The organism is Synechocystis sp. CACIAM 05, from assembly GCF_010222815.1.
In the GTDB taxonomy this organism is placed as follows: domain Bacteria; phylum Cyanobacteriota; class Cyanobacteriia; order Cyanobacteriales; family Microcystaceae; genus Synechocystis.
The window spans coordinates 3,182,899-3,201,811 of record NZ_CP019225.1 but is presented as its reverse complement, the minus strand read 5'-3'; the positions used below and the strand labels follow the sequence as shown (position 1 = coordinate 3,201,811).

Here is an 18,913-nt window from a genome sequence, read left to right as displayed (position 1 = left end):
GAGGATGTCAAATTTAGCAATTCTACTCCCTATGGCCATAGGTTTCCCACCAAATTCGCCACCGTAATTGATACTGTGATTAATGGGGATTTTTCCCCAACTACCCTATAACGGTTCCCATAGCAAAGATCGAGACGGTTAGAACCAAGAGTCACTGAAACCTTCTCGGAATAAGCGTTTTAAAATTGAAAGTGTCCCAAATAACTCACTTTTTGCTATAGATTTAAGATTTATCCCCGGTTGTCTTGTCCTAGCCTACCTAAAATTTTTCCTAAAGTTTTACTGGGGGGATTGTCATCCCTCTGTAGACAGAGCATTATAGATGTAGAAAATAAGTTCTAAAGACAGACTAGGTACGAAGGTCTTAATATGCTCAACAATCAACAGGGTTACAGTCTCGGCTTGAGTTGTGCCCTTGACGGCTTATCGAAGCGAGAAAAAGATGCACAGAGGCAAAATAAACTGTTGGAATTAGGTTTGTTAACCAATAGAAACAGCACTTTTTTCGAGGAGGCCACCCAAACCTTAGCTAGGAATCTGGGACTACCTATTTGTTTAGTAGGTTTGATGGTGGAAGATGAAATAAGTATTGTATCTGCAGTAGGTATCTATAGATTGGGTGTGGGTAACCCTAATGTGGTTTCCCGGCGGATTAGTCGCAACGATGCTTACTGTACCCTGGTGGTGGATAGTGCCATGCCACTAGTGGTTACCGATGCCCTGGCGGAACCATTTTTTGCTGAGGGGGAATTGTACCAGCGTTATGGTATTAGGTCTTACCTGGGCACTCCCCTGCTAACCAGGGATGGTGTGTGTCTCGGAGCCTTGGCGGTGCTAGATTTTTCTCCCCATGATTTTACGGAATCAGATGTGGCCCTAATGAATATGACTGCCCGTTGGTGCATGGGGGAAATTGAACACCAAGCTTTTCTGGGTGCGAACCAGGGGCAACCTGACCGTAATTTTAATAAAGTTGGGTTAAATCCGATCGCCGTGGGAGGGAATAGTGCTTTTTCTGCCAACGGTAACAACTTGAATAAACCACAGACATCAGGGCGATCGGCCCATTCTCCAGAGGCAGTCAAACTGCAATTGGTGCCCCATTACCTAATCCTTACCCAGCGGGACCTCACAGCCGTGATCGGTATGGCCAGTGTTTTGAGGGATGGGGTTTTTGGCAAGCTGAATGACAAACAAAAACAGTATCTAGAAATTATTCACCAGAGTGGCCAACGGGTTAACCAAGCCATTGAGGAAATTATTGAACTGGAGCAGATTAAACCCGTTCGCCAGGGCTTACAAATTGTCAATGTCAATTTGGCCCTACTGGGGGAGTATTGGCAGGATAAAATGGCCGCCGTACTCGGTCAACAACGGCTTGCCCTCAAACTTTCCCTAGAATCGGGGCTGAAATATTGGCCCCTAGACAAAGTTAAGGTCAGACAGGGAATATATTACCTATTGCTTAGTTTGTTGGATGAGGGGGTAACAGATGGCACGTTACACATCCACACCTCCGCTGACCAAGACTATTTGCACTTAACTGTTTGGGTTGATTCTCCCCAGGGCCAGGGTTTGCCCCATGTGCTCCTACAGGATTTACTCACAGAAGGGGAAGCCAACCAAGCAGAAGTAAATATCCAGTTGACCTTGGAGTACTTAGCTCTGAAACTTCAGGGCCATAACCAAGAAAGTCAGGGTCACCATTGCCGACAAATTTTGGCTTTAACCCTCAGTTTTTACTTCATCAAAAGTCATCAGGGGCAGATTGCTCTGCAGGGGAATGCCCAGCGGGGTTACCGTTACTGGGTGCAATGGCCTAGAATGTCGCCCCAAGCCAATATCAACCATAGTCAGCCCAATCTTTCACCGTTAATCAACCAATCAGCCTAGTTCACAATAATGGCGAAATCTGACTCCCAACTGCTCCACCGTCAAATTTTGCGTCCAATATTCCAACAGGGCATGGCCAAAAGCCCAGGCATTGCGATCGGGGGACACCGGATTGTCCAGCAATAGGGGCCAGAGGGTGAGTAGATCAAAACTAGTATCGTCTTTATCCGCCGCTAACAAATTAAATAGGTCATAGGCCAATTGGAGCTTCCCCAACACTAGGGGCAATTGCTCAATGGGAATTTGCTCTGCTAGTAGGTATGCTAGGGCCGGAGAGCCAGTGGTCAAGCTAGAAACAAATTGCAACACGGGACTTTTTAACAAGGCCGTCACCCCTTGGGTAGTGGTCATTTGCAGAGCATAACGGTCAATAATTTGGGCCGCGGCCAGGGAACGGGCCTCCAGATTGCGTAAAAAGCGGGCTAGCCTTTGTTGTTGGGCCGGGCTAACCACAGTTACTAGGGCGACGGAAAGTTCTTCTAGGCCCCAAGGCGATCGCCCCACCGCTTCATCCCCACTCACAACGGGTAAAACTTGTTCACAATACTGCCCTAATTGCTCTACCCGATACTGCACCGCTTCCCGGATGGATTTTTCTTTGGCTTGTTCCCCCGATCGCCAATTGTAGGGGGGTTGCCATTGTCGCACAGGGCGCAGTCGGTCCACCTGGGTTACCAAGAGAATTAAAGGGCGATCGCCCCCCAGGGTTTGGAGATCCCGCACAAAGTCCGCATCCATCTGCAAAGCCGGATCTAAAGCGGGATTGAGCAATAAAATTACGTCGGCCCGTTGGGCATAGTCCAACACCAGTTGCCGCAAATCCTTCCGTTGCCCCTGCTCATAACCAGGACTGTCCCAAAGCATGAGCATTTCTCCATCCCTGGTGCGCCATTCATACTTGGTAATTTCCGTGGTGCTGGGCAGTAAATCCGTCACCGCCAAATTGGTTTGAAAAAGGGCATTAATCAAGCTACTTTTCCCCGCCCCAGTGCGCCCTACCAATAAAACATTGACCGGCTGTTGCTCCACTTCCTGGGGGGATTGCCCCTGGGCCAAAATATTCTGCAAAGTCTGGCTTTTAGCCTTAACTAGCCCTGGGATGGAGTTTCCCCCACTGCCAAAATTGTCCGGCAAATTACCACTGGCCGGATTGTACAAGGCGATCGCCTGGCGACAGAGGGTACGCAGGGTTGCTTCCCGTAACTGTTGACTCAAATTAACCAACAATTGCTGAGTCGCCTGCTGATTGCTTTGCTGACTAGCTAACCGAGCCGCCGCCGCCACCGGATTGAGCACCCATTGCCCCCAATACCAGACCTGCCAAATTTTCCTTAGGGATGGTTCCAGCTTTTGATAAACTTCGTAGGATTGATACACCTGAGCTAGTGAAACTTGGTTGAGGGTGGGGGAAAGGTTGGCGACCCAGCGGTCCATATCATCCACTGTGCCCCGGATTAAACCATAGGCATCCGGTACGTAGATGTTGAGTAGGGGATATTTCACTTCTGGGTAATAGGTCTGGGCCACTACCGTCACCACCTGCTGACATCTCTGCCAAAATAGGGGCCAATCCTGCCACGCTGGCACATCTTGACGGGAAGCCTGGAGAATCTCGTTTAACGCCTGCTCAATTTTCCCAACGTTAACGTCCGCCGTGGCCTCCCCCAGGGAAATGGTAGGGAAAGATGTTTGCCCATTGGGAGCTGCTAAGGGAGCGGTCCACCGCACCAGCAACCAACGCCAGCCCAGGAAAATTAGCACCACCACCGCCCAAATCCAGTTCAAATGCCAAGCATTAATTTGCCAACTGGCCGCCACCAGCAAAAAGCTTATTACCCCGGCAATGGGCAAAATTAAAATACCCACCTGCCAGGGACGAAGACGGGAATTGGCGATCGCCATGGGGGCTCCCAACAAAAAACATTGTCCCCATGGTATGGGCCCAGGGACAAAGTTTCAACAGGGATACCATGATAGAATGGAAGGTTGGATTTCGGCTGCCTGGAAAGCTGATTAACGATCTTCCCCCTACCAGGATTTATCTCTAGATATACTTGCAAACCAACTTTTTTTCTTCTTCTTCAACCATGGCTGACGATATTCGCATTTTGATGTGCCCCCCCGACCACTACGACGTGGACTATGTAATTAATCCTTGGATGGAGGGCAATATCCACAAATCCTCCCAGGAACGGGCCGTAGAGCAGTGGAAAAAACTACACCAGACCATCAAAGAATGCGCCATCGTGGACTTGGTAAAGCCGGCAAAGGGTTGGCCTGATATGGTCTTTACCGCCAATGCGGGGCTGGTGCTCGGGGAAAATGTCGTACTGAGTCGCTTCTACCACAAAGAACGCCAGGGGGAAGAACCCTATTTCAAAGCTTGGTTTGAGGAAAATGGTTTCACCGTTTACGAACTGCCCCAGGATTTACCCTTTGAAGGGGCCGGGGATGCCCTGTTTGACCGGGAAGGCCGTTGGTTGTGGGCCGGCTATGGTTTCCGTTCCGAACTAGATTCCCATCCCTACATTGCCAAATGGCTAGATACAGAAGTAGTCTCCCTGCGGTTAATTGATGAGCGCTTCTATCACCTCGATACCTGTTTTTGCCCCCTGAGTGGTGGCTATTTGCTCTACTATCCCCCTGCGTTTGACGCCTATTCCAACCGGGTAATTGAAATGCGGATTCCGCCGGAAAAAAGGATTATTGTCGAGGAACTGGATGCGGTTAATTTTGCCTGCAATGCGGTCAATGTTAACGACATCATCATTATGAATTTGGTGAGCCGAACCCTGAAGGAAAAATTAGCTGAGGCGGGCTTTAAGGTGCGGGAAACTCCCCTGACGGAATTTTTGAAAGCGGGAGGAGCGGCCAAATGTCTAACCCTGCGGGTAACGGAGCCCATTTTGCCAGATGTCCATGCCACCGTTTCCATTGAAAGTCGGGTGATTCGCATGGAGGGTCATCTACTCGATGCCGGTATTCTGAACCAAGCCCTGGATTTGGTGGTGGAAAACAGCGGTAGTTTCCGGGTGCTGAACTTCAATTTAGGGGTGGAGCGTAACAGTACTTCCAGCGCAGAGGTCAGGGTTTCAGCCCCCTCGCACCAGATTATGGAAGAGATCATGACTGAGCTAATTGATCTCGGTGCAGTGCCCCCTCCCCAGGAACTCTGTGATATCAACACCGAAACGGTGACCCAAGGGGGGGTAGCTCCCGATGATTTCTATGTCAGTACCATTTACCCCACGGAGGTGCGGGTTAATTGTGAATGGGTCCAGGTGACAGGACAACGGATGGATGCAGCCATTGTGGTCACCAGCAATCCCCCTTCGGCCCGCTGTGTACTACTCCGGGATCTCCAGGTCGGCGATCGAGTCATGGTGGGAGTCGAAGGTATTCGTACCATCAAAAAAGTGGAATCCCATGAAGGCGGAACCCGCAAAGAAAATAAGGAATTTGCCTTCATGGCAGCGGGGGTTTCCAGCGAGCGTCGGGTAGAACTTTTGGTGGAACAAATTGCCTGGGAAATGCGACAAATCCGGGACCAGGGAGGCAAAATTGTTGTTACCGCAGGACCTGTGGTGATTCACACAGGGGGAGCCCAACACCTTTCCCATCTGGTGCGGGAGGGCTATGTCCATGCCCTACTGGGAGGCAATGCGATCGCCGTCCATGACATTGAACAGGCCACCATGGGTACTTCCCTCGGGGTGGATATGCAGCGGGGCATCCCAGTGCGGGGGGGGCACCGTCACCATCTGAAAATTATTAACACTGTGCGGCGCTACGGTGGGATCCGCCAGGCGGTGGAAGCTGGATTTATCAGCAAAGGGGTTATGTACGAATGCGTAAAAAATAACATCCCCTATTGCCTAGCTGGTTCCATCCGGGATGACGGCCCCCTGCCCGATACTGAAATGAACCTAGTTCAGGCCCAGAGCCGTTACAGTGAGTTAATCCAGGGAGCAGATATGATTCTGATGCTGTCCAGCATGTTGCACTCCATTGGCGTCGGCAATATGACTCCTTCCGGTGTGAAAATGGTCTGTGTGGACATTAACCCCGCTGTGGTTACCAAACTGAGCGATCGTGGTTCAGTGGAATCCGTGGGGGTGGTCACCGATGTGGGGTTATTCCTCAGTCTTCTGGTACGACAACTGCAACAACTCACCAGACCCTATAGCTTGGCGGAAACACTTTAATTGTCATAACAATTCCTCGCCCTGGATATTAGTCCCCAAGGCCAGGGCTAGTGGATTGGCAAGACCGGAATTAGGTAAAAAAGTTTTAAGGGATGGGCGCAAACCCTCCCCGTCCCCAAGGAACTATATTATACTTTTAGCGTCGGGGTCCAGACTTTGGCCCTAGCTAAAAATTGATTTTCGTGATTCACAAGCGAGGTTATCGTGTTAAACAAATCTGTTCAGATCCTCTCTGGAGTTGTGCTTGCTGCTGCGGCCTTAGGTTTTACACCCCCCGCCCAGGCTGAGCCTTTTCAAACTAAGGGTAACATTTTATTGAGCCAGCTTCCTGGCCATGACATGTATCTTCCCGACCCTGAGCAAATGAGCTTCGACGGTCTGGCGATCGGTCGGGTACGGGGCAAAGTTGGTAGTATCATCCAAGTCGAACTGTTACCCTATGGTGACTTCCCCGGCTACATTGAGGTAAGCGACAATAGCCGCATCTACCACTGGGATGGTGCCGGTGCCGCTGAACCCGGTGATGATGTTTTGCTCCAGCCCGTCTTTGATGACAATGGTAACTATATCCGCACTGACTTTTATTCTGCGGCCCACCCCACCTGGTTGACCCGTTTGGATCTCAAAGAAGTTCAAGAGGTTACCATTTCTGAAATTAACTTCCAATCCTCTGAGCCCGTGTCCTTGCCCCCCGTAACTCGGTCTGCCCCTGCCCCCGTGGCTCCTGCTCCGGCCCCTGCCCCCATGCCCATCCGTGGTCTTTGGTAAGCCGTCGGTTTACGTGATGAATTTACTCCACCGGCCTTTTTGATAGCCGGACTTAGTGTCTATATCTTCCTAAGCGTTGTGTTCACAGCGCTTTTTTTGGCGATCGCCGTCCAAACTTTACAATTCTCGCCGTCCCTCCAAGGCCCTAGCCAGGGTAACTTCATCGGCATATTCCAAATCCCCTCCCATGGGCAAACCAAAGGCAATGCGGGTAACTTTGGTAAAAGGTTGCAGGAGTTTACCCAAATATAACGTGGTGGTTTCCCCCTCCACACTGGGACTAATAGCCAAAATTACTTCTTTGATTTCTGGCTGACTAACCCGATGTAATAGAGGTTGAATGGTCAATTGCTCCGGGCCGATGCCGTCCATGGGGGAAATTACCCCGCCCAACACATGGTACTTACCCCGGAATTCCCTAGTTTTTTCCAGCGCAATTACATCCCTGGGGTCACTAACCACACAGATGACACTGTTATCCCGTTGGGGATGGCGGCAAATATCACAGACGGGCTCAGCGGATAAATGAAAGCATACCTGGCATTGCCCCACTCGTTTTTTTGCGTCGAGGAGGGCTTGGGCCAAATTCTCCACCTCCGCATCGGGACGTTTAAGCAGATGCAGGGCAAGACGTTGGGCAGTTTTTGGCCCCACACTGGGGAGCCGTTGCAATTGTTCAATGAGACGGGCTAGGGGAGGAGTATAAATAGTGCCAAGACCTCTCTTTTGTAGGGGAAATTTTACTGATGGGGCCAAGTAAACAGCCGTGGAAACCAAGGGCCGGTGGGCAGGGGAATTGACAGCCACCTTCCCCATATATTGTGCTACGCTATCGCCAATTATCGGCAAACCTTTCTGGGGTAGTCTTCATTCACCGTGGATAGACCACTAGTTTTAACTATATCTATTCTTCGTCCATCAGTACGTCCTATGCCTCAAACCAAAGCCCACCTGAGAGTGACTACCCATTCTTGGCCTGGAGGTTTTCTGGCGGGGGAAGTGCGGGCTGGGGACTATGAGTGGCAATTTCACTGGAATTTTCGGGGGGGGAAATTACGAGTGCAACCATCTCTCGGGCGATCACTTATTTTTGAACCCCTGGGACGTTTTTTAGAACGCAGTGATTATCAATTGGAACCCGGTGGGGATTATGAATTTATTCTCCGTAGCCGACTGTAGATAAGAATTAGGAAAAGTCCCCCAATCATCTAGTTTCAAAGTTACAGGAAAGTTACTAACAAGTTCTGTTCTACTGTCCAGAGATCCCTGGGGCAGTCGGGAGGCTAAAATTAGATTAGCCCTGTCTATTGTCTAGGTAGATTTGTGCCTAGGTTGTTCTGTCCGCTGTCCATTTTTGCAAGGTATTTTTTATGAAAGGTAAACCCGCCGTCCTCGCCCAACTCCATAAGCTACTGCGTGGGGAGCTAGCTGCTAGGGATCAATATTTTATCCATTCCCGTATGTATCAAGATTGGGGTCTGGAAAAGCTTTATAGTCGGATCGACCATGAAATGCAGGACGAAACGGCCCATGCCAGCCTGTTAATTGAGCGCATCCTGTTTCTGGAAGAGACCCCCGACCTTTCCCAACAGGACCCAATTCGGGTGGGGAAAACCGTGCCGGAAATGTTGCAATACGACCTGGACTATGAGTATGAAGTCATTGCCAACCTGAAGGAAGCAATGGCCGTGTGTGAACAGGAGCAAGACTATCAAAGCCGGGACCTATTGCTGAAAATCCTAGCCGATACGGAAGAAGACCATGCCTATTGGTTAGAAAAACAGTTGGGGCTGATTGAAAAAATTGGTCTCCAAAATTATTTACAATCCCAAATGAGCTAAGTTTGGTTGTTTTTAAGCAACGATGACCCCATAAATCTCCCTCTTTCAAGACCTAGGGATTTTAGGGGGGACGGTTTTCCATAACAAAAATCTACCCCAGCAGAACCCTCTGTTGAGAGCAGCCAGGAAAAAAGTCAGGGTCGGCCCCATTCTAGCCAGCGAATTGCCAGTTTTTCCCCCTCTTGCTGAACGATAACCGACACCGCTTCGAGAAAATCTTCCCCTTCCAGGGAAACATAGACCCAGGCTAGATCATTAGCTTCCATGGGGGGATATTGCCAGTCGGTGAGGAGGCAGTCTGCCATGACGATCGCCCTCTGGATAGCGCCGGAACCATAGTTAATCATGGCTTCCACATCGGCCCGCAGAGTGGAGGGTGAATACTGGCGTTGGAGTGCAAAGCACAGTAGCCCGTGGGCCTTAGCATAATCACCCTGGGCGAGGTAGTCCCCAAATTGTTGAGCGAGGCCTATGGCTGGATTAGGCATTTGACAAAGGTTTAATAATGTTCATCGAGCAAACTCCCCCAGCATTTTCACTTCTGGCTCTAAGAGGATGCCGTAGTGTTTTTCCACTTCCCCTTGCACATGGAAAATGAGGTTGAATACATCCTGGGCTTTAGCGTTGTCAATATTAACGATGAAGTTCGCATGGCGTTGGGATACTTCTGCGCCACCAATGCGGTAACCCTTGAGTCCTAATTCTTCAATTAAACGGGCTGAATAAAGGGGCGTGGGATTGCGGAACACGCTGCCACAGTTGGGTTTGTCGTAGGGTTGGGTACTTTTGCGTTGATGTAAATTACGGGTGGTGCGGGTCATGATTTCTTCCCTGGTGAATCCCGGCGTTAACTTAAACGTGGCATCCACCACCAGGCGATCGCCAAGATGTTTTTGTAGATTAGAGGTGCGATAACTGAAACCTAATTGCTCGTTGGTTAAAACTTCTAAACCGCCGTCGGGACGCATTACCGTCGCTTCCACCAATGTTTCCGCTGTGCATTGATTATGGGCCCCGGCGTTCATCACCACAGCACCCCCCACCGTACCGGGAATGCCCACAGCCCACTCCAGTCCTTGCCAGCCTCGTTTTGCGGCCTGCCAACCTACTTTGGCGATCGGTTCCCCGGCGGCCACGGTAATTAAACCCTGTTCTTCATCAAACTTGCTTTGCCGGAGATAACGGGTGCTCAGTACCAAACCGGCTAAGCCTTGGTCACTAATTAACAGGTTTGACCCGGCCCCTAAAAAAGTTAACGGTAAATCCTGACCCTGAAACCAGTCCAATACAGCGGCTAAATCCTCCAGGCAACGGGGGGCCGCATACCACTCCGCTTTGCCTCCCACTCGATAGGTAGTGAATTCCGCCAGACTTGTTTGGGGCTGAATAATAGTCCCTGTTCCCGCCAAGGCGATCGCCGGAGGTTCCATGGGGGTGGGACGGGTAGCGGGGGAAATAATCATGGCGGTTGGTCCGGAAAATTAGCAGGACAGGGGGAAACGGTCAAAGACAACCCTAGGTTAGCTTGCCCAGCCTAGGCACAGGCCGCCAGTACCGGCGCAATCTGCTGATTGAGATTGCCCGCCCCTAAAAATAGCGCCAAATCACCACTCTGCAAAACTTTAGGCAAAAATTCCCTCAATTCCGTCAATCGGGGCTGGTAAACCACATGCCCATGGTGTTGACCCACTGCCTTAGCTAAATCTTCCCCCCGGATGTTGTAGGGATTTTGCTCCCCGGCACTGTAAATGTCAGTTAAGACCACCAAATCCGCATCCTTAAACGCAGTGGCAAATTCCGCCATAAAAGTATGGGTCCGGCTGTAGCGATGAGGCTGGAAAATGGCCACTACCCGTTCGTATTTGCCATGGGTTACTTTTTGCTTAGCGGCGGCCAGGGTTGCCAGCAGTTCACTGGGGTGGTGGGCATAGTCATCAATAAAGGTAATGCCGTTGCAGTAACCTTTGCACTCAAAGCGCCGTTTGGCTCCATTAAAACTGGCGATCGCCTGGGCAATAACGGGGAAATCTAAACCGAGTAAACGGCCCACCGCCACCGCGGCCAAGGCATTACTAATGTTATGGTCACCGGGCAAAGTCACAGTCATGGTGCCCAAACAAACCCCCCTCTCCCACACTTCTACCTCATTACCATGGGCTTGACGCTTAATTTGCCGGGCCTGGTAATCCGCTTCGGGATGATTTTCTAAACTATAGGTAATGGTGGGGGAAAGATGTTGCCGCACCACACCACAGTCCAAACAACCGATTAAAGTTTGGCAATGGGATTCAAAAGTACGGAAAATTTCCACCACCTCGGCCAAGGTGGAGTAATGGTCGGGATGGTCTAATTCAATATTGGTGACAATACCGATCTCTGGATGGTGCTTGGTCAAGGAGCCATCGGACTCGTCCACTTCCGCCACCAAATACTCCCCCGAGCCCAGATAGGCATTACCCTGCCAAGCATCCACTTCCCCTCCCACCACAATGGTGGGGTCCAACCCAGCTTCCTTTAATACATAGCCAATTAAGCTACTGGTAGTGGTTTTGCCGTGGGTGCCCGCCACCCCAATGCCCCGGGACTCCGCAATCAAGGCCGCCAAAATATCGGAGCGGTGATAGATAGGACAATTTTTGGCGATCGCCCCTTGGTACTCTAAATTTCCCTCATTAATGGCAGTGGAGCACACCACCTGGGGTAAACAATGGGTTTGGTAGCGGCCATTGCCATTGACTCCGTTGCTGGCCGACTCGGCAATCTGCTCCAGGGTTAAACCTGGACCGGGGGAGCCAGTGGGTAAAGCCACCGCCGGATTAACTTGCAGGGATTGAAAATAGTCTAAATTTTCCGGCACCTGATCTTGGAAGATTTTTGCCCCCACGGACTCCAGGCGATCAGTAATATGGGTGCGGCGTAGGTCAGAGCCCGATACAGGCAGATGGCGTTTTGCGAGGACATAGGCCAAAGCCGACATACCAATGCCCCCAATTCCCAGAAAATGGAAAGGACGACCACTAAAATCCACAGCACCCACAGCAACGCTCCTCACAAGCCATAAATGTTAACGTCTACAATCACCTGCCGGTTCACCGCACCTGTAATTGAGCGACATCATAGCAAAAACTCTACCCCCAGGCATAGACAAAACCCAGAGGCCACGGTAAACAGCGACGGAGAGAAAGGGAAAAAGATTCCCCCCCCCCTTTGAAATTCGGGATCTAAGTGTTCAGGCAATAGGATATGATTGGTGTCATTAATAATCCTTAAATGTACTGAGCTAAAACAGAGAGGGCAAGACGAACGTGACTAGAGTAGCAATTAACGGATTTGGACGGATCGGACGCAACTTTCTCCGCTGCTGGCTGGGGCGCACCGATAGCCAGTTAGAAGTAGTCGGTATCAACGACACCTCTGATCCCAGAACCAATGCCCACCTTTTGCGCTACGACTCCATGTTGGGTAAGTTGGATGCGGACATCAGTGCCGACGAAAACTCCATTACCGTCAATGGCAAGACTATTAAATGTGTTTCCGACCGGAATCCCCTCAATTTGCCCTGGGCAGAATGGAATGTAGATCTAGTCATCGAAGCCACCGGTGTTTTTGTTACCCATGAAGGGGCCACCAAGCACGTTCAAGCCGGCGCTAAAAAGGTTTTAATCACTGCCCCCGGCAAAGGACCCAACATCGGCACCTATGTGGTGGGGGTCAATGCCCACGAATATAAGCACGAAGAATACGAAGTAATTAGTAACGCTAGTTGTACTACCAACTGCCTTGCCCCGATCGCCAAGGTAATTAACGATAACTTTGGCATCATCAAAGGCACCATGACCACCACCCACAGCTACACCGGAGACCAACGGATCCTCGATGCGAGCCACCGGGATCTACGCCGGGCCCGGGCTGCTGCTGTTAACATCGTGCCCACCTCCACCGGAGCTGCCAAAGCGGTGGCCTTGGTAATTCCTGAACTGCAAGGTAAATTGAACGGTATTGCCCTGCGGGTGCCCACCCCCAACGTTTCCGTGGTGGACTTGGTAGTACAAGTAGAGAAAAACACCATCGCTGAACAGGTTAACGGAGTGCTCAAAGAAGCAGCCAACACCAGCCTTAAAGGAGTGTTGGAATACACCGATTTGGAATTGGTTTCCAGCGACTTCCGGGGCACGGATTGCTCTTCCACTGTGGATGGTAGCCTGACCATGGTAATGGGCGGTGACATGGTTAAAGTCATTGCTTGGTACGACAACGAATGGGGCTATTCCCAACGGGTGGTGGACTTGGCTGAAATTGTGGCTAAAAACTGGAAATAGGTTTATTCACTGATTTTTTGGCTCATTAACGCAGTAAAAATTGACTAGGTAATAAACCCTTAGTTTTGTTTAATCCTCCTTACCCTAGGGGGATTTTTCTTGCTTATGCTCATTTTGTCTCCATGCTTGTCACAGAAATGCTTTCAGGGTTATGGTTTGAAAGGTGACCTTTCCTTAACCCGGCGAAACTTTCCCCATGTCGTTTTTAACCTTTGATACCGAATCCAACCAACGCAAAAGCTTTGAACTGCCCGGTGCTAAGCCCCACTACAATCCAGATCGCCCGGGGCAGGTAAATCATATTTTTTTGGACTTGAAAATCAATCTGGAGGAACGGCATTTACAGGGAGTTTGTCGCATCACCCTCACGCCGGTGCGGGCTGGTATCGAACAACTGATGTTAGACGCAGTGGATCTGAAAATTGCTTGGGTTTTGATTAAAGGGGTGAGCCAGAGCTTTGACTATGACGGGGAAAAATTAACCATCAACCCATTGCAACCCCTGGGAACGGAACCAGTCACCCTGGAAATTCAGTACGAATTGAAAAATCCCCGCCGGGGCATTTATTTTATCCAGCCCGATCGCCATTACCCCGATAAGCCGGTGCAAGTGTGGACCCAGGGGGAAGATGAAGATTCCCGCTATTGGTTCCCCTGTTTTGATTACCCAGGACAATTGGCCACATCGGAAATTCGAGTACAGGTGGCCAAACCCTATCGAGTTATTTCCAACGGCAGTTTAATTGAGCAAAAAGATTTAGGCAATGAGCAAATTTTCCACTGGTCCCAAAGCCAAATTCACCCCACCTATTTAATGACCCTGGCGATCGGAGACTTTGCCGAAATAGTAGATCATTACGGCGATCTGCCAGTGCGCTACTACGTGGAAAAAGGAAGGGAAGCCGATGGACAACGGAGCATGGGCAAAACTCCCCGGATGATCGAGTTTTTTAACCAAACTTTTGGTTATCCCTATGCCTACCCCAACTATGACCAAGTTTGCGTGGCAGATTTCATTTTCGGGGGCATGGAAAACACTTCCACCACCCTGTTGATGGACCGGTGTTTACTAGATGAACGAGCCGCATTGGATAACCGCAATACGGAAAGTTTGGTAGCCCATGAATTGGCGCACCAATGGTTTGGGGATTTAGTTGTTATTAAACATTGGTCCCATGCTTGGCTCAAGGAAGGTATGGCCTCCTATGCTGAAGTTTTATGGACAGACCATGAATATGGCCAGGATGAAGCAGCCTATTACCTGTTGGGGGAAGCCCGTAACTATTTAGCAGAGGATAGTTCCCGCTACCGTCGTCCCATTGTTACCCACGTTTATCGCGAAGCCATCGAACTTTACGATCGCCATTTATACGAAAAGGGAGCCTGTGTTTATCACATGATCCGGGCGGTGTTGGGGGACCAGCTATTTTTTAAAGCTGTCCATACTTTTGTCAATGACCATGCCCATGGCACTGTGGAAACGGTGGACTTACTGCGGGCCATTGAAAAGGCTACGGGCTTTAATTTACTCTGGCTATTTGATCAGTATGTTTTCCGGGGCGGCCACCCTGAATTTAAGGTTAGTTACAGTTGGGATAATGACAATAAATTAGCTAAGTTAACGGTGACCCAAACCCAGGCCAAGGCTGATAGTGATCACAAAGATTTGTTTAATTTAAAAATTCCCGTTGCTTTTAACTTTTTAGACGGAGAAAAAGTTACCAGCCAAGTTATTCCTTTACAGCTTAAAGAACGGGAGCAGGTTTTTTATTTTCCCTTAACCCGTAAGCCAGATTTTATCAGTTTTGACCAGGGCAATAATTTCCTTAAAACTGTAGAATTAGCCTATCCTTTAACGGAATTAAAAGCCCAATGTACCCATGACCCCGATCCCATTGCCCGCATTCAAGCGGCGATCGCCATTGGCAAACAAGGCGGTTTGGAAGCGGTGGAATTTTTAGGGGAAAGATTGCAAAAAGAAGCTTTCTGGGGTGTGCGGGTGGAGATTGCCGAGCAATTAGCGGGCATTAACCTGGAACAAGCGGGGACGGAGTTAATCACTGGTTTAGACAAAAATGACCACCCCAAAGTGCGGCGGGCGATTATTTCTGCCTTAGCGAAAGTGAAAACCGAAGCTAGCTACGAAGCAATTAAAAAATGTTTGACCCAAAGGGAAACCAGTTATTACGCTGAAGCGGCGGCGGCGACGGCTCTGGGTTCCCTTGGCACTGGTCTGCTTAAAAATAACGAAGGGGAAATTATTCAACAATTGACAGAAGTTTTAAAAAATCGCTCCGGCTGGAATGAAGTTGTCCGTTGTGGGGCGATCGCCGGTTTGAGCCAACTGACCACTTCTGCCCAAGCGGTGGACGCAATTTTAACCTATACCGCCAATGGTACGCCTCAACCCCTGCGTTTAGCTGCCATTCGAGCTTTAGGTGCTGTTTCCATCGGTCAATCCCCGGAAAAGTTAACGGAGATTCTGGAACAACTAACGGCGATCGCCCAGGAAGAATTTTTCCTCACCCAAGTTTCTGTTACTTCTGCCCTTGGCCAAATGGAAACCCCCAAGGCGATCAATATTTTGCAAAATCTGGCCAACCAAACCCCCGATGGTCGGGTGCGACGCATGGCGGAAGAGGCAGTGAAAAAAGTCCAAGCTAAAATCGGCAGTGACGAAAAGATTAAAAATCTGCAAACTAACCTGGAAAAACTACAACAGGAGAATCAAGATCTCCAAAGTCGCCTTGCCAAATTGGAAACTCAGTTTGCCCAGACTTCCCCCAACAAAGAAAATCATCAGGATTAACCACTTCTACTCACTAATCTAAAAGGGGTTTAACCTACCATGACAACCGTTACATATTCAGACCTGAGAGAAATTAAAGACCTAATCAATGGAATAGCTCAAACAGTCAATGGGCTTGATAAAAAACTTGATGTTAACCATGTCCGCACCGATGAAAAACTTAATGCCATCGAAAAATGCTTGCAGTTAGTGAAAACACGAATTAATGCTCAAACTAACTGGTTTATTGGAGCTTTTGCCGCTTTGGTCGGCGGACTGTTGATCCCATAGACCCATTGGTCTGCTGTCCCATCTGCTCACGGCGGCCATTAGCAAACAGTGGGGCAAGGGGAAAGACTCGACGACGGAAACGCCCCAAATGGAGATTGGCTAATCGCTTCACGCAATACATAGGGGTCTAAGTTTGACCCTTTTTGCTACAAATTATTCCAAGTGATGAACAATACTCAGGTTAATTTCATCTCTTGTTAGGTTACGCCATCCTTCAACAGAAACCGGATTTTCTGCAAGTCGATCCATTAAACGTTTTTTTCGTTTGGGTTTAACAATAACTTCTACTTCTAATTCGTTCGTGAAGTTCTTGATCATATTCTTTTATAAGCTTTGCTCAAGGTTTGCCACTTAAAATTAAGTTAGTTCACTTAAACCCAAAATAGATTGCAATGACTCCTGTAATCATATATGGAGTTATTTAGTTTTATTAAGAGATTTTTCTGGGAGAGTCCTCTTTTGGGATTCTTTGCTACCGTTGGTTATCAGGGTAGGACAATAGTCTATGCTCCATAGTTACTAATAGTGTCATGAAACCATGAGCAGAGCATTACAGATCGCAAACATTATTCAGGAACGTCAGCCCCTGGCAGAAAGAATTGCAACGGCGATCGCCAATTTGGAGGCTTTGCGGTTAGCATTAGCTTTAATCGATACCAAAAGGTTTGAAGTATCGAAGATTATCAATGGCTACAGTGTTAGTGTACAAGATAAATTAAATAGCTTTGACTTCCTTAGTCTCCATGACGAAATTACCAGAAAGTTAGTGGTGCTGGAGAAATTACGGGCTCGGTTTTCCCGTGGCACTCTCAACATCGGGGTGATTGGTATGATGCGGCAAGGTAAAAGTACGCTGTTACAGAGTTTAACCGGCCTAGACAATAATGTTATCCCCGCTAAAAGTGGAGGGGTCTGTACCGCAGTCAGAAGTAAAATCAGCCATGATCCCCATGGAGAAACCCGTGCCACTGTCCTATTCCACTCGGAAAACTCATTTTTACAGGAAGTTCTCAAACCTTACTACATTGACCTTTCCCTTAGCCCCGTACCCCATAGTTTCTCGCAGTTTTTGGAGTCTGATTTGCCGAACTTGGGACATGACAGCACTAAACAGCAGCAAGCAATTTATAACCGTCTAAAGGAAGACTACTATAAAAATCGCCATGCCTATGCCTGTTACCTGAAACCCTTGGAGTATCAAACAGAAATTTCTGTCGAGAAAATTCAGGAATATGTGACCCATCCCCAAAGTTTGCAAACAGATGATCCTTATAAATATTTGGCTGTTAAGGAGGTAGAAATATCCTGTAATTTTCCTAACGATGATATTGGTAAAATTACGCTAGTAGATATTCCTGGCTTAGGCGATTTTAAGTCTAGTGATCGCCAGTTGATGCTGGAAACTTTAGGCAAAGATGTTGATGTTATTTTATTGATTCGTCGCCCTGATGTGATTGGGGATGATTTACAAGATAAGGACACAGAGCTTTATGACAAGGCGGAGTTAGCCGTCAGTGATTTATCCCAAAGGGTTTTTATTGTCTTAAATCAACTACGAAATAGCCCGGAAGCTAGAATTGCCTGCGAAAAGTTTGAAGCTAAACTTAGTGGTGGCGATTTGGGCATGGAATTTGTAGATTGTCTGATTGCAGATTGTAGCGATCCTGGAGAAGCAAAGGACAAAGTACTGGATGCGGTTTTATATTACTTAACAAATAGTATCAAAGATTTAGATTTGACGATGACAAAATCCTGCCAGGAAGAGTTACACGTCATTGGTCAAAAAATTCAAGCAATTATCAATAAGAGTAAGGATATTTTTGGAAATGTAGATCATGACGATTATCAAGATATAGAAGAAGTTTACACTGATTTGTTTGGGGATAAAGATAGTGGTTGGTGGCGGGAGATAAGCCTACGATTACAGGAATTAAGATCAGAAATTTGGTATCAACGGCAAGCGCCCAATGATGAGCTTTATGAAGCTTTTATTAGTGCTTTGGACGAATGCAACGAGAATAAAGGCATTTTATCTGAAGCTGATGCTATTGAAATGATTAATGACCAAATTAAAATTGTGGGAGCTTTTCGTGCTTACCCAGATTACCAAGATAAGTTACGAGTGCTTATTTCCCATCGCTTTTTAATGTTGGATAAGAGCTTAAAGCAGACGGTAGAATTAATGAAAAGTAGGGTTGCTGAAATCCTAAAAAATAGTGGCTCGTTAAATGTTCTCAGTGAGTCAGAGGGAACTGAGTTTTTCTCGGAAATTTATGGTTTAATCCCCGATAAATATGCCATGCTCAAGGAAGGCTTCAGAATTATTACTGAGTTTCGCCTTTCCTATCGTGGTTTGATTTTGCCCCGTATTCGTCAACATTTAGATGGATTAACCAGCATTACTGCCACTGCTGGCCACCATGGTTTTTCAGAGCCTCAAGAGGAGCAAACTTTATCTGTGTCTGCTAACACAACAGCGGACGAAATTTTCTCTGCTTTGGAAATTGATTATGATAAGGCAATCAATCGTCTCCGACCGGCTTTGGAAGATTTATTGTGTGAACCCAACGAAGCAACCTATGCCATGGTGGAGGAGTTTATTGATAATGTGATTCGTCAACAGGGCATTGCCAATGAGTGGAAAAATTTTCTCCGTCGTTATAAAGGCAAAATCTGGAGTGATGATTTTGGGCAACAGGAACGGGAACGGGAAATTCTTAAGGATTGGCTAGCTGCAATCAAGGAAGTGGAAAAATCAAGTCAGGCTGAGCTTTTTTCTTTTATTAATTAATTATTTAGGAATTATCG

The 18,913-nt window shown here is 48.2% G+C and carries 14 protein-coding genes; 9 read left to right on the top strand and 5 right to left on the bottom strand.

Features of this window, described 5'->3' with window-relative positions; genetic code table 11:
* The first annotated feature begins 369 nt into the window (after nt 1-369).
* Nucleotides 370-1,893: a sensor histidine kinase gene (locus BWK47_RS15085; protein WP_162329281.1), complete on the top strand. Its 1,524-nt coding sequence runs from the start codon at nt 370-372 to the stop codon at nt 1,891-1,893.
* Here BWK47_RS15085 and BWK47_RS15080 read toward each other — a convergent pair.
* Nucleotides 1,885-3,810 (bottom strand): GTPase family protein, encoded by a 1,926-nt coding sequence (locus BWK47_RS15080; protein WP_237269679.1) that lies wholly within the window; start codon nt 3,808-3,810, stop codon nt 1,885-1,887. The two genes, BWK47_RS15085 and BWK47_RS15080, sit on opposite strands and share 9 nt — an antisense overlap.
* 170 nt (nt 3,811-3,980) lie before the next feature.
* Here BWK47_RS15080 and argZ point away from each other — a divergent pair, with 170 nt between their 5' ends.
* Together argZ and BWK47_RS15070 are read left to right on the top strand one after the other, a co-directional pair.
* On the top strand, nt 3,981-6,098 hold the full coding sequence (gene argZ, locus BWK47_RS15075; RefSeq protein ID WP_162329280.1) for a bifunctional arginine dihydrolase/ornithine cyclodeaminase: 2,118 nt from the start codon (nt 3,981-3,983) through the stop codon (nt 6,096-6,098).
* A gap of 240 nt (nt 6,099-6,338) precedes the next feature.
* Complete coding sequence (locus BWK47_RS15070) at nt 6,339-6,866, top strand: hypothetical protein (RefSeq protein WP_237269678.1); 528 nt, start codon at nt 6,339-6,341, stop codon at nt 6,864-6,866.
* 117 nt (nt 6,867-6,983) lie between these two features.
* On the opposite strand, the gene recR is transcribed toward BWK47_RS15070, so the two are convergent.
* Nucleotides 6,984-7,682 (bottom strand): recombination mediator RecR, encoded by a 699-nt coding sequence (gene recR / locus BWK47_RS15065; RefSeq protein WP_010874121.1) that lies wholly within the window; start codon nt 7,680-7,682, stop codon nt 6,984-6,986.
* A 60-nt stretch (nt 7,683-7,742) separates the two neighbouring features.
* On the opposite strand from recR, the gene BWK47_RS15060 reads away from it, so the two are divergent.
* Both BWK47_RS15060 and bfr read left to right on the top strand, forming a co-directional pair.
* Nucleotides 7,743-8,045: a DUF3146 family protein gene (locus tag BWK47_RS15060; protein WP_204250423.1), complete on the top strand. Its 303-nt coding sequence runs from the start codon at nt 7,743-7,745 to the stop codon at nt 8,043-8,045.
* A gap of 191 nt (nt 8,046-8,236) precedes the next feature.
* A complete protein-coding gene (gene bfr / locus BWK47_RS15055) occupies nt 8,237-8,707 on the top strand; it encodes a bacterioferritin (protein WP_010874119.1) in 471 nt (156 codons plus the stop codon).
* A gap of 134 nt (nt 8,708-8,841) precedes the next feature.
* Here bfr and BWK47_RS15050 read toward each other — a convergent pair whose 3' ends face one another.
* The 3 genes from BWK47_RS15050 to murC all read right to left on the bottom strand — a co-directional run bounded on the left by BWK47_RS15050 (nt 8,842) and on the right by murC (nt 11,759).
* Nucleotides 8,842-9,195 (bottom strand): hypothetical protein, encoded by a 354-nt coding sequence (locus BWK47_RS15050; RefSeq protein ID WP_162329277.1) that lies wholly within the window; start codon nt 9,193-9,195, stop codon nt 8,842-8,844.
* A 21-nt stretch (nt 9,196-9,216) separates the two neighbouring features.
* Nucleotides 9,217-10,170, bottom strand: a complete 954-nt coding sequence (gene murB / locus BWK47_RS15045; protein WP_162329276.1) for a UDP-N-acetylmuramate dehydrogenase — start codon at nt 10,168-10,170, stop codon at nt 9,217-9,219.
* Nucleotides 10,171-10,241: 71 nt separating this feature from the next.
* Nucleotides 10,242-11,759, bottom strand: coding sequence for a UDP-N-acetylmuramate--L-alanine ligase (murC, locus tag BWK47_RS15040; RefSeq protein ID WP_162329275.1), 1,518 nt, complete (start codon nt 11,757-11,759; stop codon nt 10,242-10,244).
* A gap of 253 nt (nt 11,760-12,012) precedes the next feature.
* Here murC and BWK47_RS15035 point away from each other — a divergent pair, with 253 nt between their 5' ends.
* The 4 genes from BWK47_RS15035 (at nt 12,013) to BWK47_RS15015 (ending at nt 18,896) form a co-directional block, all read left to right on the top strand.
* The gene (locus BWK47_RS15035) at nt 12,013-13,026 is read left to right on the top strand and encodes a type I glyceraldehyde-3-phosphate dehydrogenase (RefSeq protein ID WP_010874115.1); all 1,014 of its coding nucleotides are present in this window, start codon (nt 12,013-12,015) and stop codon (nt 13,024-13,026) included.
* A gap of 196 nt (nt 13,027-13,222) precedes the next feature.
* Nucleotides 13,223-15,835, top strand: a complete 2,613-nt coding sequence (locus BWK47_RS15030) for a M1 family metallopeptidase (RefSeq protein ID WP_162329274.1) — start codon at nt 13,223-13,225, stop codon at nt 15,833-15,835.
* A 39-nt stretch (nt 15,836-15,874) separates the two neighbouring features.
* A complete protein-coding gene (locus BWK47_RS15025) occupies nt 15,875-16,105 on the top strand; it encodes a hypothetical protein (RefSeq protein ID WP_162329273.1) in 231 nt (76 codons plus the stop codon).
* Nucleotides 16,106-16,643: 538 nt separating this feature from the next.
* Nucleotides 16,644-18,896, top strand: coding sequence for a dynamin family protein (locus tag BWK47_RS15015; RefSeq protein ID WP_162329272.1), 2,253 nt, complete (start codon nt 16,644-16,646; stop codon nt 18,894-18,896).
* Nucleotides 18,897-18,913: the final 17 nt, after the last annotated feature.